Below are 23,448 nucleotides of genomic sequence, written 5' to 3' on the forward strand. Positions count from 1 at the left end.
GCTCATGCCGATGTTCAAATATCGCGCCTATAGCGGCTCGGGTGATTTGCTCGAAGGCGAGATCGAAGCGCGCACGGTCGCGGAAGCCGAGGACGCGCTGTTTCAGCGCGGCGTCACGCCTTTTGAGACGCGCGCCGCCAAGACAGAAGGCGCGGCGCGGCTGACGCAAATCTCCTTCGGCAAGCGCGGACCGAACGCGGCGCAGATCGCCTCCTTCACGCGCGAATTTGCCACTCTGGAGCAGGCGGACGTGCCGCTGGATCAGAGTCTGCGCATCCTCTCGGCGCAAAGCCCGACGCCGGCGCTACGTGAACTGGCGCAGGAGATTCTGGCGCGCATCGTCGACGGCGCCTCGCTCTCCGACGCCTTGTCGCGGCGCCCCGACATTTTCGGCCAGGAATATGTGAATGTCGTGCGAGAGGGCGAGACCGTCGGCAAGGTCGGCCCCGCGCTTTCGGACCTCGCCGAAATGCTGGAGCGCCGGCTGGAGTTGAAGGCGCGGGTGCAGAGCGCGCTGATTTATCCGGCTTTGCTCATCACGCTCGCCATTGTGGCGACCGGCGTCGTTCTCGGCACGCTGGTGCCGAGCATCGCGCCGATCTTCGCCGACAATGGCAAGGACATGCCGGCGGGCCTGCAATTCATCCTCAATGTCGAGGCCAATCTCGGAAACATTGCGCTCGTTCTCGCGGCCGTCGGCGGCGCAATTGCGGCCTTGTACAAGATGGCGCAGTCGCGTCCGGCGTGGCTCATCGCCCTCCATCGCTTCTATCTGCGCATTCCAGTCGTCGGATCGCTGCTCGCACAATTTGCGACGGCGCGTTTCGCGCGCACGCTGGGCTCGATGCTGAAAGCGGGCGTCCCGCTGCTTCAGGGGTTGGAAAGCGCGCGCACGGCGGTCTCGAACCAATTTCTCAATAATGAGCTTGCCGGCGTGATCGAGGCGGTGCGCGGCGGCGCGCATCTCAGCGGCTCCCTCGCCAATGTGCCTTATTTGCCGCCCGTCGCGTTGCAGATGGTCACGATCGGCGAAGAGACGGCGCAACTTGGCGACATGCTGCTGCGCGTCGCCGCCATGTTCGAACGCGAGACCCAGCGCTCCATCGAAAGAGCGATGGGCCTGCTGACGCCGATGCTCACCATCTTCATCGCCACCGTCGTCGGCGGCCTGATCATGACGGTGATGGACGCTGTGCTCAGCATCAATGATCTTGCGGTCAAATGATGCGGCGCCGACGCCTTCCGCCGCGCCGGCGCGCCGGCTTCACAATGCTGGAGTCGCTCGTCGTGCTGGCGCTGATCGCGCTCCTCGCCGGCATGGCCTCGCAACTGCTGCGTCCGCCTTCCGCCCGCATGCGGCTCGAGGCGGCGACGCGCGGCTTTTGCGCGACGCTGCGCGCCACCCGCTCGCGCGCCATCGCGACCAATGGCGAGGCGGCCGTCATTATCGACCTCTTCGCCAAGACTTATGCGTCTCCGGTCGGCGGCGTCGGCAAGCTGCCGGCCGACGCCCAGATCGCGCTCGACATCGCCAATACGCAGCGCCTGTCCGAGAGAACCGGCGCTATCACATTCTTTCCAGATGGCGGCTCGACCGGCGGCGACATGGTCTTGCAGACGCCCGAGGCGCGCGCGACGATCTCGATCAATTGGCTGACAGGCGAGGCCAAATGCGCGCTCGGCTGAAATCCAGGCAAGGATTTTCCCTCATCGAGTCGCTTGCGGCCTTCGCCATCCTCGCCATGACGTTGTCGCAGCTTCTCAACGGCGTCAGCGGCGGGGTCCGCAATGAGACGCGCGCCGATTTCCTGTTGCGCGCAGCGCGCCAGGGGGCGTCGCAACTGGACGCGCTGGGGGCGGACGGGTCGGTTCCGCTTGGCGAGACGAGCGGCCGCTATCCCGACGGTCTCTATTGGTTTCTGTCGGTCGCGCCGGGCCGGACCGTCGCTGGGCCGGGCGGCGCTCCCGTGGCCACAAGCTTCCATGCGCGTCTGACGATCAAGAAGCCTTCCGGTTTCGGCGAGACCTTCACGCTCACGACGGTGAAGATGAAAGCCGTGGACCCCCGTCAGGCGTCGTCGCCGCTATGAAGCGACGCGCGCCCGATGGCTTCACCCTGCTGGAGCTTCTGCTGGCGATCAGCATCCTCTCGCTGATCACCGGCTCGATCCTGGGCGGCATCCATCTCGGGCGGCGAACATGGGAAGCAAGCCGCGCCGGCGACGCGCTGGATGAAGTCGAATCCGCGGTGAGGGCAACGACCGGATTGATCTCCAGGAGCTATCTGGTTCAGACCGAGCCGGCGATGCAAACGACTCAGCCGGGGACCTCAGGCTCCTTTCGCGGCGCGCCGGACGCTTGTCGTTTCATCGCTTTGAGCGAGGGCGGCGGGCAGTGGGGCGGGCTCATCGTCACGGAAATCGGCGTCGACAACGGCCCGGATGGGCCGGAGCTCGCCGTCTGGACCAAGCCTTATCGTCCCACGGACGGGATCGCGCCAGCGCGCGCCGGGATGCGGAAGACGGTGATCCTGAGTAATCTCGCCGACCTGCAATTTTCCTTCTTCGGCAGCCAGCAGCAGGCGCCGATGGGGTTGCCGCAGCAGGGGCCGCCCCCCGCCTGGAGCCAGATCTGGAAAAGCCAGACAGGCATGCCGATTCTCGTTTCCGTAAAGATCGCCGCGAACAGAATGGGGCATACCCTAGCGGCCGACGCCACCGTCGCGCTCCGCCAGCAGTGAAACGGTAGCTAGCCGGCTTCCAGCGGTCCGAAGACCCAGACGAGCCAGAGGCCGAGCGCCAGATGCGGGCCGAAGGGGATAGGCTGGCGCGCATTTTCGAGCGCGCCCTGCCGCAGCGCCACGACCGCCGAAATCAGGGCGGAGAACACGGCGTAAATCAGGGAAGACGGCAGGCCCGCAAAACCCAGCCAGATTCCGGCGAGCGCATAGAGCTTGGCGTCGCCCTCGCCAACCCCGGGGGCGCCCCGTAAGGCTTCATAAGCGAAAGCGACAAGGCGCATGGACGCATAACCGGCTGCGCCGGCGGCGAGCCGGGTCGCCGCCTCTTGCGGCGCGCCGACGAGGAAAGTCCCAAACCCGCAGAGCCCCAGAAACAGAACCGGCCCGTCGGGGATGACGAAGTACCTGGCGTCGTAGAGCGCGATCAGGCCGAGGGCGGGCAGGAGCATGAAGCTCGGGACCAGAAAGAATCCTATATCGGCCCATTGTCCCAGAAGCGCGAGGAGGGCGCAGGCGGCCGCCCAGGCCGCAGGGGCGAGGGCGCGCCCGTCGCCTCGCCACAGGAAGATGTCGCGCGCAACCGGCGCCAGTGCGCGCCGTCGGCGTCGGCATCTCGCCAGCGAGGCCGTAAGAGAGACGCGGGGGAGGAATATACGGTTCAAGGACGCCTCACGGCTCTGCTGAAATGAGACGAAATGGCGGCCATCCACAGGCTTCGCGCGGGCCGCCCCTGTCTGGCCGTCTTCGCGGCTCTCCTACAGTAGGCGTGGGTTGCCCTGTCGCCGCAGAATCTCCCTAACATGCCGCGACGTTTCATAATAGTTCAGCTCGAGCGGCTTATCCGAGCCCTGTTCTCGTGGCGACGCTTGCGCAAACGTGTTAAGCCTCGTCGCGTTCGAGTAGGCGTGGCGGCCAAATCACGGGTTTCGGATTTGCGTGTTGAAATTAAAGCCTCTCTTCTGGCTTTGGCTGTCGCGAGCGTCGCTGGGTGCGGGTCGACGACCGGGGCTGGCGGGGGCCCCCCGATCGCCGAGTGGAACGTCGAGCCGATCTCCCGTTCGGAGCGGAGCGACGGCGGCGGAAGGCGTTCAGAGGGGCTGCTGCGGCCCAGAACCGCCAATGGGCGGGCCCTTGTCGCCGAGGGCACAGGCAGGTTTATCGGCTCGAGCAGAGGGCGGTCCGGCCCATCCGATCCGGTTAACGAAGAGGGCGTAACCCTCAATCTAGCCAATCTCCCGATCCCGCAGGCGGCCAAGATCGTCGTCGGCGATATATTGGGCGCGGATTTCGTCGTCGATCCCAAGCTCGACGGCAAGGTGACGATCCATACCGCCAATCCGGTTCGCAAGAGCGCGGCGCTCGATCTGTTTCAGTCCGCGCTGCGGGTCTCCGGCGCGTCGGTCGTCAAATCCGGCACTATCTACAAGATCGTTCCGAGCGATCAGGCCGCCATTTCCGGCGAAGTGATCACCAGCGACTCCACGCCTCTCGACGCCGCCCAATTCGGCGAGGGCGCGCGCGTCGTGCAGTTGCGCTATGTGTCCGCCGCCGAGATGAAGCGCGTGCTGGAGCCGATCGCGGCGCGCGGGGCCATTGTTCGCGCCGACGACGCCCGCAACACATTGACGCTCACCGGCGCGCCCCAGGACCTTGCGACCCTGCAAGACGCCATCGACATGTTCGACATCGACACGATGAAAGGCATGTCTTTCGCGTTGGTGCCGGTGCGCAGCGGCGACGCCGACTTGCTCGCCGACGATCTCAAAAATGTCTTCGGCTCCGAAAAGGAGGGGCCGATGGGCGGGATGATCCGCTTCATCGGCAATAAGCGGCTCTCGTCGATCCTCGTCATTTCGTCGCAGCCGCAATATCTCGCCCGCGCCCGCACCTGGATCGAGAAGCTCGACGCCCGCGCCGAGCACGCCGAGAAACAGTTCTTCACCTATCGCGTCCAGAACCGCCCGGCCAAAGAGCTGATGACGGTTCTGACCTCGATCTTCGGCGCCAAGGGCCAGGGGGATTCCAGCGTCTCGCCGCGTTTCGGCCAGTCGTCGCTGTCATCGGGCAATGGCTTTGGCGGCGGCTTGGGCGGCGGGCAGGGGGCGACGAGCCCGCTCGGCGCGCTATCGGCGTCGGGACCGACGTCCGGCGTCAGCGGCGGCGGCGTTGCTTCGAACGGCGGCCTGGGCGGCGGCGGCGGGATGGGCGGCGGCCTCGGCGGCGGCGGCGGCTTGAGCGGCGGCGTCGGCAGTCCCAGCAGCATCAGCGGCTTCAGCGTTCCGGGCGGCTCGCAGAACGGCGCGGCGCCTGGGCCCACGCCCGCCGTCAGCATGGACAACGACCGCTACAAGATCGGCGTCGACGACGCCAAGAACGCCCTGATCGTCATGGCGACTCCGGAGGACTATCGTCGCATCCGGCAGGTGATCGAGACGCTCGACGTGCTGCCGAACCAGGTCTTCCTGGAAGCCACGATCGCGGAGGTCAGCCTCAACGACACGCTGCGTTTCGGCGTTCGCTGGTTCATGCAGAGCCATTCGAACCTTTTCGGCTTTTCGAGCGGCGCGGGTAAAGCGCCGGCTCCCAATGATCTGCTCGGATCGAATCTCCTAGGCGCGCCGGTTGGAGCCGTGTTCCCCGGTTTTGCTTACGCCTTCCGCGCTCTCAATCAGCAGGTAACTTTCAATGCGCTGAACACGATCACCGACGTCAACATCATCTCGACGCCGTCGCTGACGGTTCTCGACAATCGCGAGGCGATGCTGCAGGTCGGCGATCAGATTCCCGTTCAGACGCTGACCAGCGTCTCGGCGATCGGCAATACGTTCAACTCGGTCAACTACACCAATACGGGCGTCATTTTGAAAATCACGCCGCATATCAGCGAGAGCGGTCGCGTGATGCTGGAGCTCGAGCAGGAGGTCTCCAATGTCGACCCCAATACCGCGGCGGGCAGCACGACGCCGACCATTCAGCAGCGCCGGGTGAAGACGCAGGTTGTCGTCAATGATGGCGAGTCCTTGATGCTCGGGGGACTCGTCAAAGATCAAAATGGCAACGGCAGCGCCCAGGTGCCGGTCGCCGGCGACGTGCCGCTGGTGGGCAATCTGTTCAAGGACAAGGGCAATACGATCCTCAAGAGCGAGCTGGTGATCATGATCACGCCGCATGTGGTGCGCTCGCTCAGCGAAGGCCGCGAGATCACCGAGGAATATAAGCGCAAGCTGCTCAATATCTCGACGCGCGCGATCGGCCGCCCGCACGACATCGAGCAGTCGGCGCGGCGCACCTTCCTCGACCCCTGGTCGAAGAGCCCTTGGCGCACCGACCGCGAGACGCGCTGATCAGCAGTCGGGAACGCCGGCTCCATTGCTCGCGATCACCTCGCGAAGCCTTTGCGCATATCTGGAGGAGCCGCGGCGCATTTCTTTGAGCGCGAACGGCTTGCCGCTCGACGGCCGCATATCGACAATTGCGTCCTTGGCGCTGGTCTGACCCGAGGCGAGCAGCGCTTCGGCGTGAATCAGATAGGCGCCGTGGTCGGCGAGCTGAACGAAATTCATCGGAAAACGCGAGTCTTTGCGGTTGAGCTGGTTGGGATAAGGAGTCGCCGCGAGTAGCCCGACCTGCTCCACCGGAAAGCTGCTGAGCGCCGCGAATAGCGCTGGAGGGCTCGTCTGAGGATCTATTCCCGGGCTACGGGAATGGACGGTGACGAGCGGGACCAGAGCGCGAAACAGCGCCGGATCGACGCCCGAAACCTGATCGAGCTCCAGAACCGTCTCGAACAAACCATGCTTCGGCTCGATGGGCTTATCCGACGCCGGCGTCGGGGCGATCTGACCCGGCGCCGCGGCCGTGCGGAAAGAGACGATCGCATTGGCGACGGCTTTCGCGGCGCGTTGGTCGAGCCCGATTCCGGCCAGCGCCAGTTGCAGCAATTCCGGCGTCGCGGCGTTGAGGTCGATTTTGCCGCCTTCCTCCTCTATCGCCAGCGCGATTGCCGCGCCGTCGAGGACGCAGAAGCTCGGCGCGCCGTCATAGACGATTGGTTCGGCGTTTGGCCCCCCGACCGCCGCGTCGCGTTTCGAGAGCAGGGTCAGCGTGGCGAGATTGATGGCGCTTTCGGCGATGAAACTCGCCTGCGTGGCGCCGGCGATATTATGCGCGGTCTGCAGCCTCAAACGCCCGGACGTCATGAAGGCGACGACCATCATTGCAATCAGGCCCGTGCCCCAAATCACCGCGAGCAGGGCAAAACCCGCGCGCCTCTTGCGGCGCGCGGAAGCAAACTTAAATCGCGTCATTTCGACGGGGCGCTGCGGGATAACGCGCCGGCGCCGCCTTCGCGCCCTTCCGGCCCGAGCGAGCCGACGTCGTAAGGCCCGCTCTGGCCCGGCGCGCGGTAGAGATAGGCATGGCCCCAGGGGTCCTTGGGAACGCCGGCCGCTTTCAGATAGGGGCCGCTCCAGGAGGAGACGCCGGCAGGCCGCTGCACCAGCGCGTTCAATCCTTCCTCTGTCGAGGGGTAACGACCCGCGTCGAGGTAGAAGAGGTCGAGCGCGCTGGAAAGATTCTCCATTTGAATCTGCGCCGTCTTAACCTTGGATTCCGACAGATAGTTCAGCACGCGCGGCCCGACGAGACCGACGATCGAGCCGATGATCGCGAGCACGACCAGCATTTCGACAAGCGTGAAGCCGGCTCGACGGCCGCGAACGCGCAGGAAGCGATTACGGCGCGCCGTCCGCGCTTTCGACGATCGTTCAAATCCCTTTTGCATTTCTTATTTCCCGTTTTTCGCCGATTGCCTGCACGGCAAGCCGGCTTCCTGCCCCAATGACGATCGTGAGCGTCGAACGCCATTAACGCTCAGAGCTCGACGTAAATGTCGCAGCCATATACCGACATCGGATTGCCGTAAGCGTCCTCGATCTTGTTCCAGCATTTTCCGACGCCGGCGATCATCCGGTAGACGAAGACGCCCTCAGCCTCGACGGCGCGCTTCTCCGGTGCTTTTTGCCGGCCAAGATAATTGAAATATGACACTGCAATATCGTCGCCGCAGCGATAAAGCGTGCCGCGATCCAGCAAGAAGACGCTGCTGCGATCCTTCGCATTGCTGACGCAGTAAGAGTAATGGGTGAGCGACTCGGGCTTCATGCTGATCTGCCCCGAGGCCGAAGGGGCAGGCAACAGCAAGGCGCCGCCGAGCAGCAGTCGGATTATGAATGCGAAGCGGGACGCCATATGCAGCTCCAGCGACTGGGCGAAGGAAATTGAATCGTGTGTAAGGTCGATTCAAGGCCGGAGCAATGTTGGATCGCTTTTTGAAGCGGGCAGGGGAGGGCTTCGTTTGCCGGGCGGATGACGTCGGCGGGGCGTATCCAAAAATGATTTGGCCCGGCGCAGTCATAGCGAGGATGCGCCGGGCCTGTATCTCACGCTGGGCAGAAGCGCGAGATAGGCGCAATCTGGAGCTCTGCGCGCGGCGGCGCTACCGCTCATGCGCAGCTAATTGTGAGATTGCGCAGGGTCTTTGGCGCCTCTGTCCCGGTTCCCTTCAAGACTGCGTCGCATTGGTCCGACCTCTTAATAATGTCGAAAGTCTCGGAGCGCACGATTTTCGGGTTTGAAACAGGCCCTCGCCGGATGGAGGGAAAAATGCTCGAACTCATCTACATCACGCGTTTCGATTTCCTCGCGGAACCCAACAGTTCCGATCTCAACCGCCCGCCCGACGACGCCGCCGTCGCAATGGCGATCGCCGACGCTGACGAGGCGGCGGAGATGGCCGAGAAAAGCGGGTCGGGGGCGACTATCGTCGTCCGCGGTAGCCGGCGGACGTTGAACTGAATCGATGGCGCGGGGTCGGCTCATTCAAAATTGTGTATTGTAAAATGCGCTACAGATGGATATGGATGGACGCAAATGGAGGGTTCCTCGTGTCCCGAGCCGTCGTGCGCAAAGAGCATCCGCTTTCGATGCGGTTGCCGGAAGCCGATCTCGCCATCATCGATCGGGCGGCCGCGCTACGCGGTCGCTCGCGCACCGACTTCGTGCGCGACGCAGCCGTACGCGCGGCCGAAGACGTGCTGATGGAGACGGCGCCCATCCGGATGACTGCCGCCGGGTTCGAAGCGTTCGTGGCGGCATTGTCAGGACCAGCCACCTCGGCGCCGGAGATCGTCGAGCTTTCCCAACGTGCGGCGCCGTGGGAGACCGGTGATTCGGATGCCGAGAGGGCTGAGGCTTGGCGATCTCCCGCCCCGAACCGCTGACGGCGACTCACATTCTAGACGAGTTCTCCTGCGGAAAGTCATCTCTCGACCGCTGGCTCAAAACGCGGGCGCTTTCGAACCAAGAAAAAGGCTTCACGGCGGTCATGGTCGTTCACGAGATGAATCGTGTCATCGGCTACTACGGGCTTGCGCCAACGGCGATCGTGCCGGCACTGCTGCCCAGGTCCATTCGGACCGGGCAACCGCCCGACCCTGTTCCATGCCTGCTACTGGGACAGCTCGCGACCGATCGGAGCTGGATCGGCAAGGGAATTGGCACGGGCCTGCTCAAGCACGCTTTGCAGCGGTGTGTCGCGGCTGCGAGCCTCATTGGAGGTCGGGCCCTGGTTGTTAAAGCGGTCGACGGCGAAGCGGCTGCGTTCTGGGCGCGGCGCGGTTTCTTTCCCTCGAAAGACGATCCTCACGTACTCTTCAGATCGATCGCAGATATTGCAGCATCGCTTCGCTAGCTGCCAGGACGACAACCTCGGACCTGTCGCAAGGGCGTTCGAATTCTTTATGGTGGTGAAATGGCGCGCCCAAGGGGATTCGAACCCCTGTTTTCGCCGTGAAAGGGCGACGTCCTAGGCCTCTAGACGATGGGCGCGGGCTTGCGCCGCTCAGGCGGCGCAGCGAGGGCTGTATAGAGGGGCGCGGCGCGCAAGACAAGTCTTGATGATGCGCGATCTGCCTCCGACAGGGGATAAGTGGCTCAAATTCCCCATCTCAGAATGTCATAGGCATGAAGGGCGATGCGCGAGGCATATATTCCGACGAGCGCGAAGCCGAAGGCTTTCACCGTGATCCAAAGATAGGCTTCCATGTCCGGGTGCATGAGCGAACGCCTTTCATCTCAGCTTGATGCGCCTTGGGCCCCCTTGTCTTCTTCTTGCAAGAATCGAGTAGCAATCACCGTGCCGGATGGCGTCGGCGCCGGGTTTTAAATCCTCTAGGCGCGCCCGTCCGAGCCTGTTACTGGGCTCACGGCCATGCTCACCATCAATGATCTCACCTACCGCCTCGGCGACCGGCTGCTCTTCGACAAGGCGGGCGCCTTTCTGCCCGGCCGCGCGCGCGCCGGCTTCGTCGGCCGCAACGGCGCCGGCAAGACGACGCTTTTCCGCCTCATCGCCGGGGAGATTGCCGCCGAATCGGGCAATATCGCTCTTCCGGCCCGCACGCGGCTGGGCCGCGTCGAGCAGGAGGCTCCGGGCGGGCCGACCCGGCTCATCGACTTCGTGCTGGCGGCCGACGTCGAACGCGCCGAGCTGCTCTCCCGCGCCGAGACCGCCCATGACGGGCATGACATCGCAGAGATCCAGACCCGCCTCGCCGACATCGACGCCCATTCCGCGCCGGCGCGCGCGGCGGCGATTCTCCACGGCCTCGGCTTCGACGCCGAAGCCCAGCAACGGCCGCTGTCGGAGTTCTCCGGCGGCTGGCGCATGCGCGTGGCGCTCGCGGCGGTGCTCTTCTCCGCGCCCGACCTTCTGCTGCTCGACGAGCCGACCAATTATCTCGACCTCGAAGGAACGCTGTGGCTCGTCGATTATCTCGCGCGCTATCCGGCGAGCGTGCTGGTCATCAGCCACGACCGCGACCTGCTCGACGACGTGGCGACGCATATTCTGCATCTCGAACGCGGCAGGCTGACGCTCTACAAGGGCAATTACTCATCCTTCGAGAAACAACGGCGCGAGGCGGCGCTGCTGGCCGCCAAAGGCGCCAAGAAACAGGAAGAGCAGCGCAAGCATCTGCAGGAATTTGTCGACCGCTTCCGCGCCAAGGCCACCAAGGCGCGCCAGGCGCAATCGCGCCTCAAAATGCTGGAGCGGATGGAGCCGGTCGCGGCGATCGTCGACGACAGCGTGCTGCCGATCTATCTCCCGTCGCCCGAGAAGCCCTTGTCGCCGCCGATCATCGCGCTGGAGCGGGTTTCCATCGGCTATGGCGAGCGCGTGGTGCTCTCGCGTCTGTCGCTCTCCATCTCCAACGACGACCGCATCGGCCTTTTGGGCGCGAATGGCAACGGCAAATCGACCTTCGCCAAGCTGCTCGGCGGGCGGCTGTCGCCCATGGCCGGCAATATGGTGCGCGCGGCGAAGTTGGAAGCGGGCTTCTTCGCCCAGCATCAGGTCGACGATCTCAACGAGAACGATACGCCTTATCTCGTCTTCTCGCGGCTGATGCCCGACGCCCCGGAGGCGCGGGTGCGGGCGCGGGCGGCGCAGACGGGTTTTTCGGGCGCGCGCGCCGACACGAAGGTCGCGCATCTCTCGGGCGGCGAGAAGGCGCGGCTGCTCACGGGCGTCACGGCGTTCAACGCGCCGCATCTCCTTATTCTCGACGAGCCGACGAACCATCTCGACATCGACAGCCGCGCCGCGCTGATCGAGGCGATCAACGACTATGAGGGTGCGGTGGTGCTGGTCTCGCACGACCGCTATCTGCTCGAGGCCTGCGCCGACCGGCTATGGCTCGTGGCCGATGGGACGGTGAAGCCCTTCGACGGCGATATGGACGACTACGCCAGGCTGGTGTTGTCCAAGACCAAGGCGGAGGAGCCCAAACGCGAGGCGGCTCCGGCGGCGGCGGCCGAGATGGCGCCGAAGCGGCGCGACGCGGGGTTCTATCGCCGCAAGCTGGCGGAGGCGGAGGCGAAGGTCGAGAAATTCACCCAGCTTCTCGGGCGTGTCGACGAGATGCTCGCCGCGCCCGACGCGTTTTCGCGCAATCCGCAGGAGGCGGCGAAGCTCGCGGCGCAGCGCGAGGAGCTGGCGAAGGCGCTGGCTTTGGCGGAGGAGCAGTGGCTGGAGCTGGCGGCCGAGGCGGAGGGGTGAGGCGGGCCCTCATCCGACCCCGCTTTGCGGGGCCACCTTCTCCCGCAAGCGGGAGAAGGAGAGAACACCGAGGTTGGCGCGGCGACTCCTTCTCCCGCTTGCGGGAGAAGGTGGCCCTCGCGTCAGCGAGGGTCGGATGAGGGCGGCCGCATCCACAAAGCAATATCGTTCAGCGCCGCGCCCCCAATTACCCGCTCATTGTCCAACCGCAGCACCCGCCACCCGTTCGCGAAAAACCAAGCATCCCGCCGACGGTCATGCGCCTGCTGCTCGGGCTCCTCATGCGGCCGGCCGTCCAGCTCGATGATGAGCCGGCGTTCGAGGCAGGCGAAGTCAGCAATGTAAGGACCAATCGGGACCTGCCGACGGAACTTCAGCCCCTCGAAGCCTCGGCCACGTAAGCAGCGCCAGAGCATGTCCTCGGCGACCGTCATATTGCGACGCAGGCTGCGGGCTTGCGTGAAGCGGGCTTTCGGCGTGTGGTCGCGCATGTGGCTGGGCCCTCATCCGACCCCTGCTGACGCAGGGGCCACCTTCTCCCGCACGCGGGAGAAGGAGTCGCGTGGCCTGAAACCTCGGTTTTCTCTCCTTCTCCCGCTTGCGGGAGAAGGTGGCCCTCGCGTCAGCGAGGGTCGGATGAGGGCGTCAAATCCGCAAACTCCGGATGCCGCGCCAAATAAGCCACAACGAAAGAACACGTCGCCCGCACCTTCAGTCCGCGCGCCCGCGCCGCCAATAGCGCCCCGTGGATCAGCTTCGACGCCGCGCCGCGGCCCTGCCGGGCAGGGGGCGTTTCCGTGTGGGTGAAGGTCATCACCCCGTCGTCGAGCGTATATTCCGCGAGCGCCATCGACCCGTCGAGATCGAGCTCGAAGCGGCTCTGGGCAGGGTTATCGCGCACGGCAAAGCTCTCTCCCATTCCTTCCTCCCCTTCATGCTCCCGACATGGCGCCGCGGCGCGGGAAAGGAAAGACCGGCGCGGGAAAGCTTGCCTTTTCCGTCCGCCCGCGCTTCAACCGCCCGGGAGCCGTCGCTATGCTCTCTCTCCTCGAATCGTCTCAGTGGAAGCCACCATGCGCCTGTCCCGTTATTTCCTGCCCATCCTGCGCGAGACTCCGAAAGAAGCCGAGATCGTCTCGCACCGGCTGATGCTGCGGGCGGGCATGATCCGGCAGGAATCCGCCGGCATCTACGCCTGGCTGCCGCTGGGTCTCAAAGTGCTGAACAACATCACCCGCATCATCCGCGAGGAGCAGAATCGCGCCGGCGCCGTCGAGCTGCTCATGCCGACGATCCAATCGGCGGACCTCTGGCGCGAATCCGGCCGCTACGACGCCTATGGCAAGGAGATGCTGCGCATCAACGACCGCCATGATCGTGAGATGCTCTTCGGCCCGACCAATGAGGAGATGGTTACGGAGATCTTCCGCGCCTATGTGCGCTCCTACAAGGATCTCCCGCTCAATCTCTATCATATCCAATGGAAGTTCCGCGATGAGGTGCGTCCGCGCTTCGGCGTCATGCGCTCGCGTGAATTCTTGATGAAGGACGCCTATTCCTTCGATCTCACCGCCGAGGGCGCGCGCCACTCCTACAATAAAATGTTCGTGGCGTATCTGCGCACCTTCGCGCGCATGGGGCTCACCGCGATTCCGATGAAGGCGGAGACCGGCCCGATCGGCGGCAATCTCTCTCACGAGTTCATCATCCTCGCCGAGACCGGCGAGAGCGAGGTATTCTGCCACAAGGACTTCCTCTCCTACGCGCCGCCGTCCGCCAATGTCGATTTCGACGACGCGGCGGCGCTGCAGGGGATCGTGGACGACTGGACCAGCCGCTACGCCGCGACCAGCGAGATGCACGATGCGGACGCTTTTGCCGCGGTGCCCGACGACGCGAAACTTTCCGCGCGCGGAATCGAAGTCGGCCATATTTTCTACTTCGGGACCAAATATTCGGAACCCATGAAGGCTGTGGTGAACGGCCCCGACGGCAAGGAGGTCGTCGTGCAAATGGGTTCCTATGGCATCGGCCCGTCGCGTCTCGTCGCCGCCATCATCGAGGCCGGCCATGACGACGCCGGCATCGTGTGGCCGGAGACGGTCGCGCCCTTCCATGTCGGCGTGGCCGATCTCAAGGTCGGCGACGCGGGGACCGGCAAGGTTTGCGGCGAGCTTGTCCAGCAGCTCGAAAACGCAGGGCTCGACGTGCTGCACGACGATCGCGACGAACGTCCGGGCGCCAAATTCGCCACGCTCGATCTGATCGGCCTGCCCTGGCAGATCCTCGTGGGCCCGAAGGGGCTCGCCGAGGGCCATGTCGAGGTGAAGCGCCGCAAGACCGGCGAGCGTGAAATGCTGGCGCCGGCGGACGCCGTGGCGCGCATCGTCGCGGCGATCAAGCAGGCGGGTGTGTGAGGGCGCACGGACGAGGGGCGATATGGACCGCGAGCCTTCCGGCTCGCCAGTAACACCTCGCCATTGAAGGATGGCTATATGAGCGAAGCAACCGCGGAAGCTTTCGAGGGCGCGCAGCCCGTCTCCCGGACAAGGGCCTTTGCGTCCTTCGAATGGATGGTGGCGCTGCGCTATCTGCGCGCGCGCCGCGCCGATGGCTTCGTCTCGGTCATCGCCGGCTTCTCTTTCCTCGGCATCATGCTCGGCGTCGCCACGCTGATCGTCGTGACCTCCGTCATGAACGGCTTCCACCGCGAGCTGATGGACAAGATCATGGGCGTCAACGGCCATGCCTTTCTGCAAGCCGTGGAGACGCCGCTTACCGACTGGGAAGACGTTTCTTCCAAGGCGTCGGCTGTCCCGGGGGTGAAGCTCGCCATTCCCATGGTCGAGGGCGCCGCCGGCATTTCCACGCAATTTGGGCAGTCGGGCGTGCTCGTGCGCGGTATTCGCGAGAAGGACCTCGTGCGCCTGCCGGGCATCGCCGGAAATGTAAAAATCGGGGCGCTGGAGGGCTTCGACAAAGGCGAAGGCGTCGCTATCGGCCAGCGGCTGGCGGAGACGCTCGGCGTCACCGTCGGCGACAAGGTGAGCCTGTTGATCGCCAAAGGCGCACAGACGCCCTTCGGCGTCGCGCCACGCATCAAGGCCTATACGGTGGCGGCGATCTTTTCGATCGGCATGTCGGAATTCGATAATGTCTTCGTCTATATGCCGCTCGCCGAGGCGCAGGTCTTCTTCAATCGCGACAAAGAGGCAACGGTCATCGAGGTCTTTGTCGACAACCCCGAGCAGATGGACCTGTTGCGGGCGCAGCTCGACAAGGCGGTCGGGCGGCCGATGATGATCACCGACTGGCGCCAGCGCAACAAGACCTTCTTCGACACGCTGCAGGTGGAGAAGAACATCCTTTTCATCATCCTGACGCTGATCGTCATCGTCGCGGCCTTCAATATCATTTCCGGCCTCACCATGCTGGTGAAGGACAAGACGCGCGACATCGCGATCCTGCGGACCATGGGAGCGTCGCGCGGCTCGGTGCTGCGCATCTTTCTGCTCATCGGCGCGTCGATCGGCGTCGTCGGCACGATCGCCGGTTTCCTGCTCGGATTGCTGATCGCGTCGAATCTGGAGACGATCCGCAGCTTCCTGAACAAGGCCTTCGACGCCAATCTTTTCCCGGCCGAGTTCTACTTTCTGTCGCGGCTGCCGGCGATCGTCGATCCGCGCGAAGTGACGATGATCGTCGTCATGACGCTCGTTCTCGCCGTTCTCGCCTCGATCTTCCCAGCCTGGAAAGCGGCTTCGCTCGATCCGATCGAAGCGCTGCGGCATGAATAAGCGCGAGAGATGAGGGCATGAGCGAAGCCGTTCTCGAACTGCGCAATATCGCGCGGCACTACCGCGAAGGCGATGCGCGCCTCGATATTCTCGTCGACGTCGATCTCGCGATCTATCCGGGCGAGACGGTCGCGCTGGTCGCCCCCTCTGGCGCCGGCAAATCCACGCTGTTGCACATCGCCGGGCTTCTGGAGCGCGCCGACGGCGGGGAGACGCTGATCAATTCGGCGCCGACCTCGAAGATGAACGACCGGGAGCGCACCAGCCTGCGTCGCTCCGCGATCGGCTTCGTTTATCAGTTCCACCATCTGCTGCCGGAGTTCTCGGCGCTGGAGAACGTCGTCCTGCCGCAGATGATCAACGGCCTCGGCCGTAAGGACGCCGAGGGCCGCGCGCAGCAATTATTGGAGTATCTGCGGCTCGGGACGCGCGCGTCGCATCGGCCGTCGGAATTGTCGGGGGGCGAGCAGCAGCGCGTCGCCATCGCGCGGGCGGTCGCCAATGCGCCGCATTTGCTTCTCGCGGACGAGCCGACCGGCAATCTCGACCCACGGACGGCGGAGCATGTCTTCGCGACCTTGCTGACGCTCGCCCGCCACTCGGGCCTCGCCGCGCTCATCGCGACGCATAATCTGGACCTCGCAGAACAAATGGACCGCCGCGTCACGCTACGCGACGGCCGCGTCGAGGAGCTGCCGTAAAAAGGCGAAGGCGGCCGATCGGGCCGCCTTCGGGTCGGCGTCATTCCCGACGCGCGAGCGATCGGGAATCCAGAGCAAAACCAGCGCTACCTTGGTCCGGCGTCATTGCGAGGAGCGTAAGCGACGAAGCAATCCAGGGTCACATCGCTGCCCTGGATTGCTTCGCTTCGCTCGCAATGACGGGAGGCGCTGGATTCCCGGTCGGGCTTTCAGCCTGCCGGGGATGACAAGCACCAAGGCGAGCTGTTCAACTGGAAACCATATTAGAAGCCCCTCACGCTGAGGAGCCTGCGTAGCAGGCGTCTCGAAACTCGAGGGGCGTCAGCGCCCGCGCCCGATCAGGACGCCTTCTTCTTGTCCACGAACTGGGCCTTGTACCAGAGGCCGAAGCCGACCGCGGCCAAAGCCGCGAAGAAGACGGCGATGGTGATGTCCTTGGTGGCGGTCAGGCCGACCGAGAAGGGGAAGCGGGCGACATATTCCTTCGTGCCGTCGTCGCTCCTGGCCTTCACGAGGCCGATATATTTGCCTTCCTTCTGGAAGTTGTGGTCGAAGGTCAGCGTGCCGGTTTTATACTTCTTCGGCGGCGAGAAATACTCGGTGTTCGCCTCGAGATTCTCGTTGTCGTCCTTCTGGCCGACATCGCGCAGCACGCGCATCTCGAGGTTCATGTCGCGCAGCTCGTCCTGCTGGGCGTCGAGCGTGATGATGGTCGGGCCGGCGTCGGGAATGTCGTCGCAAAATTGCTCGCGCGATTTCAGCGGCTGATAGCCCGTGAAGCTCATCGTGTCGGGGCCGATCTTCATGAGGCACTGGCCCTGGTTGGAGCCGACGTCGCCATGCGCGTGCGCCTGGGCGACCCAACCGACCGTCGCCAACGTCATGGCGACGAGAAAGCGCATTTTCATTCTGTTCCTCCCTTTGAACAAACCTTGCGCCGCTTCTTTGCCGAGCGGCTTTATCTCACCGGCGCGTCGACCGGGGGGCGGCCCCCGGCGATGAGGCGGCCGCGACCTTGCGCCAAAGAGCGAAGGGCGCAACCGGCATCCCGCGGTTAGCATATATCAAGTTCGAGGCGCCTGTCTTGCGACCTTCGGCCACACAGACTGCCAGGCGCTTTACGCGCCGCAAGGCGGGATAGCTTCCGCCAGTCCGGCGATCGTCTTCCCGTTAACCATGTCCAAGTTGAGTCGCCTCCAAGGATTAATTCACCTTAGCGATTTTTCGAATTTTGCGTTAAACTTTTATTAACTCTTGCGTAGAGGCGGTCATGAGAGTTGTTTCGAGTAAAGATTGGTCTGCGTTTACAAATACTTCAACTGGCGTACGAACGCATTGGCTCCGGCAGCGCGAAGCGCTGGTTCTCTCCAAAACCCGGCCGGGGTTCGATCGCGCCAGCGCTCACAAGATCTCCGGCGTCCTGCGTGAGATCGCCGGCGGCGAGCAGCCGCAACTGAGATTTCTGGTGTTCGACTTCGCCGAAGGCGCCGGCGCTGCGGTCGCGCCGGACGGTTTCGCGGAAATGGTGGCGGCCACTGCGGAGCTGATTATCGACACCCCCGTCATCACAATCGCATGGGCGCGTTCGCTCCTTGCCGGTCTGGATTTCGATTTTGCCATGAATTGCGCTGCGATCGTGGCTGAAAGGGAAGCGTGTTTTTCCTTTGCCGGCGAGCCCTTCGACCTTTTCGGCCTCTATGCCGCGGTCGGTCGCCGGATCGGCTTTTCCAGAACGGAGCGGCTGATCGAAAGCGAGCAAACCCTTTCGGCCGCCGAGGCGCGCGATCTGATGCTGGTCAGGGATGTCGTGCCGGCTCAGCCCGACTTTTCCGGCATCTCGACCTATCTGACGCAATTCGACCGGCACTATAACGCGTCCCACGCAATCTTCCGCGCGCAGCGCATGGCCGAACCGCCGATCGATCGGCGGCCGGTCATCGACATCGTGCATCGATAGTCAGGCTGTTTCCACTCGAACAGCTCGCATTGGGGCTTTCCCAAGTGGGCTGACAGAATTCGGGTTAACGAGCAGACGTGTTCCAGCGTCATGGCCGCGCTTGTCGCGGCCATCCACGCCGCGCCGATGCGGAAAGCGGTAAACATTAGCGAGCAACGCCCGCTTCTTCTTCCCGCGTGTCGCAAATGTCCTGGCGTGGATGCCCGCGACAAGCGCGGGCATGACGCGGCTGCGTGGGGTTTGAGCCTGGATTCGGAGCCTTGGGTTATCAGGCGGCGCTTTCGAGCCGCGGCGCGTCGCTCCAGCATTCGAGGAGCGGCGCAAGCTCCTCGATCGGACGCGGCTTGCTGTAGAGATAGCCCTGGATCAAGAAAATATTCTTGCTCGCCATGAAGCCGAGCTGGGCCTGGGTTTCCACGCCCTCGGCGACAAGGTCGAGATTGAGGTCTTTCGCCAGCGCCGAAATGGCGCTGATGATCGCCTGCGTTTTGGGGGACTCGATCGCCTGTCGCGAGAAGGCTTGATCGATCTTCACCTTCTTCACGGGGAAGCGGTTCAGATAGCTCAGGCTGCTGTAGCCGGTCCCGAAATCGTCGAGAGACAGCCGCGCGCCCAGAGCGTCGATTTTCGCAAGCTTCGCCTGGATGTCATCGGTGTTGCTGATCAGGGTCGACTCGGTGATTTCGAGCTCCAGCCTGTCGGGGTCGAGACCACTGTCGTCGAGCGCCGTCGCGATCGTGTCGATGAGGTCGGCCTGATGGAACTGTTTCGGCGCAAGATTGACGGCGACCCGGACATGTCGCGGCCAGGCGACCGCGTCCTCGCAGGCCCGCCGCAGAACCCATGCGCCGATTTCGACGATCAAGCCAGTCTGTTCGGCGACCGGAATGAAGACGCCGGGGGAGATGATGCCGCGCTCGGGATGGCGCCAGCGAACCAGCGCCTCCATCGCGACGATCGCGCCGCGACGGGAGTCGACGATCGGCTGGTAGAATAGCGCCAGCTCGTCTTTGACTAACGCTTCGCGGAGCTCTTCCTCGATGGCGCGCTTCTCGAGCAAGGCGTCCTGCATCTTGGGGCTGTATCGGACCGCTGTCCCGCGAGCCCCCAATTTTGCTTCGTAAAGCGCCAGATCGGCGCATTTGAGCAGGCCGATGGGAGTATCGGCGTCTTGCGGCGCGATCGCAAGGCCTATCGTCGCGCCAACCGTGATGCGATGCCCGTCGATCCGGAAGGGGCGGCTCAATTCCTTCAGGATAACGGCGCTCATCGCATCGATCTGCGACGCCTCATGCGGCGCGCGCATCAAGATGCAGAATTCGTCGCCGCCGAGCCGGGCGACCAGATTCGGCGTCGGGGCGCAGGCGCTGAGCCGCGCGCCGACATGGGCGAGCAGCTTGTCGCCGACCATATGGCCAAGCGTGTCGTTGACTTCCTTGAAGCGATCGAGATCGACGGTGATCAGGACGGCGTTCCCCTCGGTCACGCCGAGGCGGAGCATGTCCGCGCCGAGCGCGTCCTGGAAGTGATAGCGATTGGGAAGGCCGGTCAGCTCGTCGAAATGAGCGATGCGCTCGATTTCGCGCAGCGCTCGTTGCTGGGTGGTCACGTCCTCGATGACCGTGACGAAAGCCCCGCCTTCGGCGCGCTCACAGTGGAAGTTGAAGTAGCGTTCGCCGATCCGCCGCATGAAGACGGTCGCTTGCGGCATAGCGGCGTGCCGCATCCAGAGTTCCTTGAACTCCTCGATTTCCGCCGGCGACATATTGGCGGTGCGGCCAATGGCGTGAGCCAGCGCGTCGAGCTTGATGGGCGTTGCAGCGGCGACGATTCCGAAAAACTCGACGATGCGCCGATTCATCACCGAGATGGTTAGCGAAGAGTCGCCCATGCAGAGGCCATGGGTCATGGAGTTCAGGGCGATGCTGAACTTCTGGCGCTGCCGCATGGCGTCGCGGCCGTTACGCAGCGCGGAGACGAGAATGTTCTTGAGGAACTTCGTGGTCTTGAAGACCGCCAGCGCGCCAAACCCGAGAAACGCCGAGATGCCCCAGTACCAGGGAGAAAAGTTGAAAATGATCGTGAAGGCGAGGGGCATGCAGGTGCCCATCATTTGCCAGAACACGATGTTCGGACGCGCAGCGTTGCGGGCCGCGAGATTCCCCGTGACGCCGGTCATGATGATCACGCCGTAATAGGCCGCGATTTCGTTTTCGTGATAATTGAACAATATTGCGGTGGCGACGCCGAGCGTGACCATAAAGCTAATCGCGCCGACCGCGTAGCGCCGTTCCCAAATCTCTGCATCCCGGCGACGCGCCTCGATCGGCGCGCGATCATGGGAAAGCAGGACATGAACGCGATAGACCCCGATCAGCGACATCAGGCCCGCGAGCCAGAGATACGAGGTTTCTCTCGTCGAAATCCAGGCAATGGCGGGGACGAGCACGCCCGACAGAATGCCGGTGACGAGCGAGTGCGTCGTGTCGAACAGCGTCTCGACGAGATCGGCGTAAATTTCCGCTTCGGCGGCGGATCTGGGATTGGTCGAGGCTTTGGCCTGCATGCCACGTTCCCTTGTCGTCACGACGAGCTAGATACCAGAAGCTGCTCGCCTTCCGGAGCGTTTTGTCTTGACCCGATCAAACGCTTCTGAGCGCGCACCAGTCTCTCCATATGGCGCAGGTCGCGCTCTTCGATGCGCGCCGAGCATTCCGCCCAAAGCTCGGTGATCCGGATGAGCTCGTCGTGGGTGACGGGATGGCTGCGACGCCGGGCTTCGGCGATGGCGCGCCGGCGCCGCCATTTTTTGCCGCCGGCGTCGCGCATCCATTCGACCGCTGCCGCGCGGATGGTTCCGGGCGAGGTGACTTGATCGATGACTTCCAGCTCGAACATTTGACGGCCCGTATAGGTCTGGCCGCTCATGATGATTTGCTGAGTAAGGGCGGAGCCGACGCGGCGGGTCAACATGGTGACTGCGCCCATCCCCGGGAAAGTATTGAAGGCGACCTCGGGAAGGCCGAACATCGCATTTTCTTCGGCGAGAATGAAATCGAAGGCGAGCGCCGCCTCGAGCGCGCCGCCAAGGCACTGTCCCTGCACGGCGCAGAGCGTGACGATCGGCAAATCGAGGCTCTGGGAGTAACCGTAAACGAGATCGACGCAGGCGTGCGCATAGGTGACCAAGGTTGCAAGATCCTGGCGCCGGATCGCCGCGGCGAATGTCGCCAGATCCCCTCCGAGGGAAAAGACGCCGGGCCGCTTGGCCGTCATCACCAAATATCTGAAAGGAAATTGCTCAATCCGGCCGGACATGCCCAAGACCCTGAGGGAATCGCGCAATTGCAGCAGCTCGGCGAGCATGGTCGGCGTGTAGCATTGCGGCGCGTCGACGCGATAATTCATCCAGACGGACGCCGTTTCACGATCATAGTCGATTTCCAGCGTTTCAAAACGCCAATTGGGAAATTCGCTCGGATCCTTCGGGCCGCGAAAGACGATTCCCGTCATGGACATGCTCCTGCGCCATCTGTGGCGGCGACTGGTTGGCTTGCTCCCGGTTTCGATCCGCCTTCGGCTCAGCAGGACTGACGGCCAAGATTAACGCGCATCTGTTGGCCCGCGAGGAAGAGATGCAAACCAGCTAGTCTTTAGAGATATACGGCCTGAAGTTGTATATTATCATAGCTGCTAGTCTCCGGTGAAATTCTGAAAGAAAAGGTAAAATCCTTGATTTATTTCAATCGGGCGGTGTTTGCCCTTGGAATACAGTCAGATATAACCGTCACACAGTCGCGAACCAGGTCGCCAGCCCGGCTGCCTCATGTTCCAGAATATCGTCATGAATCGCCCATTTGCCGGGCGCGTCGGCAATAAAGGAAACATGCTTCGTCTTGGCGGCGGGAACGATGACGCCGTTTCGCCAATAGGGCTCCCAGCCGTCGTCGAGATCATGCAAGAGCCGCATGGCGTGACCGTGAACATGCATCGCGAGCGGAACCATTGATTTGTTCACATAGCCGAGCGTGACCGGCGTCCCGCGCTTCACGCTGAACAGTGGCGGGCCGTCGTAGCCGTTTGTCGCGGCGCCGTTGATGACCCAGCCGGCGCCGCCCGCCGGGCCGGGCTCGATCACGAGGTCGATCTTCTTGGCGTTGTTGAGCTTGATCTCTGCGGGCAGCGCAGGGTTTGAGGGCAGAGAGTAGATAAGGCCCCGCTTCTCTGCGCGCGCTCCTTTCGCCGTGGCGACGAAAATCTCGCTTTCGCTATTGTTAGGGCCGCGCAGGACGACCCGCGCTTTGGCACCTTCCGTCGCCGGCATGTCGAAGATGAGCTCGAATCGCGCGCCGGGCGCGACGGGGATGCTGCGCCGCACCGGCTCGAAAGCCTCGCAAGGCTGGCTGTCGATCGCGACGACGAAGGGCTGCACGCCGTCGAAGGTCAGGATCATGATTCTGGCGTTGGCGAGATTGGCGAGCCGCAGACGCACGCGCGAATTTGCCTGAAACTCGGCGGTGGCCGGCGCCGCCTTGCCGTTGACGGCGAGCGTCGGGCCGATGCGCCCGGCGGCGCGCGCCTCGCTGGCGTCGCCGAAGGCCCCCTCGATCTTGCCCTGCGCGTCGAGGCGCCAATCGTCGAGGACGAGGAGCAGGTCGTGATCGGTGGGCAGGGGGTCGGGCTCGTCCACGACCAAAAGGCCTTTGAGGCCGCGGCCGATCAGCTCCGGCGTCTTACCATAGACGCTCGGCCGATAGCAGAAGAGGCCGGGCTCCGACAGCTTGCGGCGGTAGTCGAATGCGCCTCCCGGCGCGACGGCCGCCTGCGTTAGCGGCGCGACGCCGTCCATGGCGTTCTCGCCGCGCATGCCATGCCAATGGATCGTCGCCGGAAGGTCGAGCTTGTTGACGAGGCGGACGTCCAGCTCCTGGCCTTGCTTGTAGCGCAGCACAGGCCCCGGCGCGACGCCGTCGAAGCCGAGGATGTCCGTTTCAGCCTGGCTGAGCTTTGCTTTGCCGGCGCGCGCCTCGATGACGCGCGGGCCCATTTGCGGCGCCCCTCGTGCGGGGAGGGCGACGACGCTGGCGGCGACCCCGGTCAGAAAGGCGCGGCGGTTGAGCGAGGGCATGGGC

Annotated in this window: 24 protein-coding genes and 1 tRNA gene; 13 read left to right on the forward strand and 12 right to left on the reverse strand. The window is 63.9% G+C overall.

Translation table 11 applies throughout. The annotated features are described in order from the left end of the window. Positions 1-4 precede the first annotated feature (4 nt). The 4 genes from QNA11_RS03400 to QNA11_RS03415 are packed head-to-tail and all read left to right on the forward strand — an operon-like array spanning position 5 to position 2,740. Entirely contained in the window at positions 5-1,225 is a 1,221-nt protein-coding gene (locus QNA11_RS03400) for a type II secretion system F family protein (RefSeq protein WP_283481964.1), read from the forward strand. Then, entirely contained in the window at positions 1,222-1,686 is a 465-nt protein-coding gene (locus QNA11_RS03405) for a GspH/FimT family pseudopilin (RefSeq protein WP_283481965.1), read from the forward strand. Before QNA11_RS03400 ends, QNA11_RS03405 begins: the two co-directional genes overlap by 4 nt. Continuing rightward, on the forward strand, positions 1,671-2,090 hold the full coding sequence (locus QNA11_RS03410; RefSeq protein ID WP_281928032.1) for a type II secretion system protein: 420 nt from the start codon (positions 1,671-1,673) through the stop codon (positions 2,088-2,090). The genes QNA11_RS03405 and QNA11_RS03410 overlap by 16 nt, the downstream gene beginning before the upstream one ends. After that, positions 2,087-2,740: a prepilin-type N-terminal cleavage/methylation domain-containing protein gene (locus tag QNA11_RS03415; RefSeq protein ID WP_283481966.1), complete on the forward strand. Its 654-nt coding sequence runs from the start codon at positions 2,087-2,089 to the stop codon at positions 2,738-2,740. The genes QNA11_RS03410 and QNA11_RS03415 overlap by 4 nt, the downstream gene beginning before the upstream one ends. Before the next feature lie 8 nt (positions 2,741-2,748). Here QNA11_RS03415 and QNA11_RS03420 read toward each other — a convergent pair whose 3' ends face one another. Further along, positions 2,749-3,402 carry a prepilin peptidase gene (locus tag QNA11_RS03420; protein ID WP_283481967.1) on the reverse strand — a complete coding sequence of 218 codons (654 nt, stop codon included), beginning with the start codon at positions 3,400-3,402 and terminating at the stop codon, positions 2,749-2,751. A gap of 270 nt (positions 3,403-3,672) precedes the next feature. On the opposite strand from QNA11_RS03420, the gene gspD reads away from it, so the two are divergent. Next, complete coding sequence (gene gspD, locus QNA11_RS03425; protein WP_283481968.1) at positions 3,673-6,084, forward strand: type II secretion system secretin GspD; 2,412 nt, start codon at positions 3,673-3,675, stop codon at positions 6,082-6,084. Here gspD and QNA11_RS03430 read toward each other — a convergent pair whose 3' ends face one another. The 3 genes from QNA11_RS03430 to QNA11_RS03440 form a co-directional block, all read right to left on the reverse strand. Beyond that, positions 6,085-7,047, reverse strand: a complete 963-nt coding sequence (locus QNA11_RS03430; RefSeq protein ID WP_283481969.1) for a type II secretion system minor pseudopilin — start codon at positions 7,045-7,047, stop codon at positions 6,085-6,087. Next, entirely contained in the window at positions 7,044-7,523 is a 480-nt protein-coding gene (gene gspG, locus QNA11_RS03435; protein ID WP_202071996.1) for a type II secretion system major pseudopilin GspG, read from the reverse strand. The genes QNA11_RS03430 and gspG overlap by 4 nt, the downstream gene beginning before the upstream one ends. Positions 7,524-7,612: 89 nt before the next feature. Continuing rightward, entirely contained in the window at positions 7,613-7,990 is a 378-nt protein-coding gene (locus tag QNA11_RS03440) for a hypothetical protein (protein ID WP_283481970.1), read from the reverse strand. Between the two features lie 414 nt (positions 7,991-8,404). Between QNA11_RS03440 and QNA11_RS03445 the strand changes: the two genes are divergently transcribed. From QNA11_RS03445 to QNA11_RS03455, 3 genes are all read left to right on the forward strand, one after another. After that, complete coding sequence (locus QNA11_RS03445; protein ID WP_283481971.1) at positions 8,405-8,596, forward strand: hypothetical protein; 192 nt, start codon at positions 8,405-8,407, stop codon at positions 8,594-8,596. 89 nt (positions 8,597-8,685) lie between these two features. Beyond that, positions 8,686-9,021 (forward strand): type II toxin-antitoxin system TacA family antitoxin, encoded by a 336-nt coding sequence (locus tag QNA11_RS03450; RefSeq protein ID WP_370568497.1) that lies wholly within the window; start codon positions 8,686-8,688, stop codon positions 9,019-9,021. Continuing rightward, positions 8,994-9,491, forward strand: coding sequence for a GNAT family N-acetyltransferase (locus tag QNA11_RS03455; protein ID WP_283481972.1), 498 nt, complete (start codon positions 8,994-8,996; stop codon positions 9,489-9,491). Before QNA11_RS03450 ends, QNA11_RS03455 begins: the two co-directional genes overlap by 28 nt. 61 nt (positions 9,492-9,552) lie before the next feature. Here QNA11_RS03455 and QNA11_RS03460 read toward each other — a convergent pair. Next, a tRNA-Glu gene (locus QNA11_RS03460) sits at positions 9,553-9,628 on the reverse strand. Positions 9,629-9,733: 105 nt separating this feature from the next. Then, positions 9,734-9,856, reverse strand: a complete 123-nt coding sequence (locus tag QNA11_RS03465) for a hypothetical protein (protein ID WP_255537207.1) — start codon at positions 9,854-9,856, stop codon at positions 9,734-9,736. Between the two features lie 154 nt (positions 9,857-10,010). Between QNA11_RS03465 and QNA11_RS03470 the strand changes: the two genes are divergently transcribed. Beyond that, the gene (locus QNA11_RS03470) at positions 10,011-11,861 is read left to right on the forward strand and encodes an ABC-F family ATP-binding cassette domain-containing protein (protein ID WP_283481973.1); all 1,851 of its coding nucleotides are present in this window, start codon (positions 10,011-10,013) and stop codon (positions 11,859-11,861) included. Positions 11,862-11,983: 122 nt separating this feature from the next. Here QNA11_RS03470 and QNA11_RS03475 read toward each other — a convergent pair whose 3' ends face one another. Together QNA11_RS03475 and QNA11_RS03480 are read right to left on the reverse strand one after the other, a co-directional pair. After that, on the reverse strand, positions 11,984-12,352 hold the full coding sequence (locus tag QNA11_RS03475; RefSeq protein WP_283481974.1) for an endonuclease domain-containing protein: 369 nt from the start codon (positions 12,350-12,352) through the stop codon (positions 11,984-11,986). A gap of 131 nt (positions 12,353-12,483) precedes the next feature. Beyond that, positions 12,484-12,780: a GNAT family N-acetyltransferase gene (locus QNA11_RS03480; protein ID WP_283481975.1), complete on the reverse strand. Its 297-nt coding sequence runs from the start codon at positions 12,778-12,780 to the stop codon at positions 12,484-12,486. Between the two features lie 154 nt (positions 12,781-12,934). Between QNA11_RS03480 and proS the strand changes: the two genes are divergently transcribed. The 3 genes from proS (at position 12,935) to QNA11_RS03495 (ending at position 16,359) form a co-directional block, all read left to right on the forward strand. Then, the gene (gene proS / locus QNA11_RS03485; protein WP_283481976.1) at positions 12,935-14,278 is read left to right on the forward strand and encodes a proline--tRNA ligase; all 1,344 of its coding nucleotides are present in this window, start codon (positions 12,935-12,937) and stop codon (positions 14,276-14,278) included. A 78-nt stretch (positions 14,279-14,356) separates the two neighbouring features. Continuing rightward, on the forward strand, positions 14,357-15,658 hold the full coding sequence (locus tag QNA11_RS03490; RefSeq protein ID WP_283481977.1) for a lipoprotein-releasing ABC transporter permease subunit: 1,302 nt from the start codon (positions 14,357-14,359) through the stop codon (positions 15,656-15,658). Between the two features lie 17 nt (positions 15,659-15,675). After that, entirely contained in the window at positions 15,676-16,359 is a 684-nt protein-coding gene (locus QNA11_RS03495) for an ABC transporter ATP-binding protein (RefSeq protein ID WP_202071987.1), read from the forward strand. A 338-nt stretch (positions 16,360-16,697) separates the two neighbouring features. Here QNA11_RS03495 and QNA11_RS03500 read toward each other — a convergent pair whose 3' ends face one another. Beyond that, entirely contained in the window at positions 16,698-17,267 is a 570-nt protein-coding gene (locus QNA11_RS03500; RefSeq protein ID WP_202071986.1) for a hypothetical protein, read from the reverse strand. A gap of 362 nt (positions 17,268-17,629) precedes the next feature. Here QNA11_RS03500 and QNA11_RS03505 point away from each other — a divergent pair, with 362 nt between their 5' ends. Next, on the forward strand, positions 17,630-18,316 hold the full coding sequence (locus tag QNA11_RS03505) for a Clp protease/crotonase-like domain-containing protein (protein WP_283481978.1): 687 nt from the start codon (positions 17,630-17,632) through the stop codon (positions 18,314-18,316). 268 nt (positions 18,317-18,584) lie between these two features. Here QNA11_RS03505 and QNA11_RS03510 read toward each other — a convergent pair whose 3' ends face one another. From QNA11_RS03510 to QNA11_RS03520, 3 genes are all read right to left on the reverse strand, one after another. Continuing rightward, positions 18,585-20,882, reverse strand: a complete 2,298-nt coding sequence (locus QNA11_RS03510) for a putative bifunctional diguanylate cyclase/phosphodiesterase (RefSeq protein ID WP_202071984.1) — start codon at positions 20,880-20,882, stop codon at positions 18,585-18,587. A gap of 17 nt (positions 20,883-20,899) precedes the next feature. Continuing rightward, positions 20,900-21,829 carry a crotonase/enoyl-CoA hydratase family protein gene (locus QNA11_RS03515; RefSeq protein WP_281928009.1) on the reverse strand — a complete coding sequence of 310 codons (930 nt, stop codon included), beginning with the start codon at positions 21,827-21,829 and terminating at the stop codon, positions 20,900-20,902. Between the two features lie 274 nt (positions 21,830-22,103). Beyond that, positions 22,104-23,444: a multicopper oxidase family protein gene (locus QNA11_RS03520; RefSeq protein WP_283481979.1), complete on the reverse strand. Its 1,341-nt coding sequence runs from the start codon at positions 23,442-23,444 to the stop codon at positions 22,104-22,106. Positions 23,445-23,448: the final 4 nt, after the last annotated feature.

The sequence above is a fragment of the Methylocystis sp. JR02 genome, from assembly GCF_030063565.1.
In the GTDB taxonomy this organism is placed as follows: Bacteria; Pseudomonadota; Alphaproteobacteria; order Rhizobiales; family Beijerinckiaceae; genus Methylocystis; species Methylocystis iwaonis.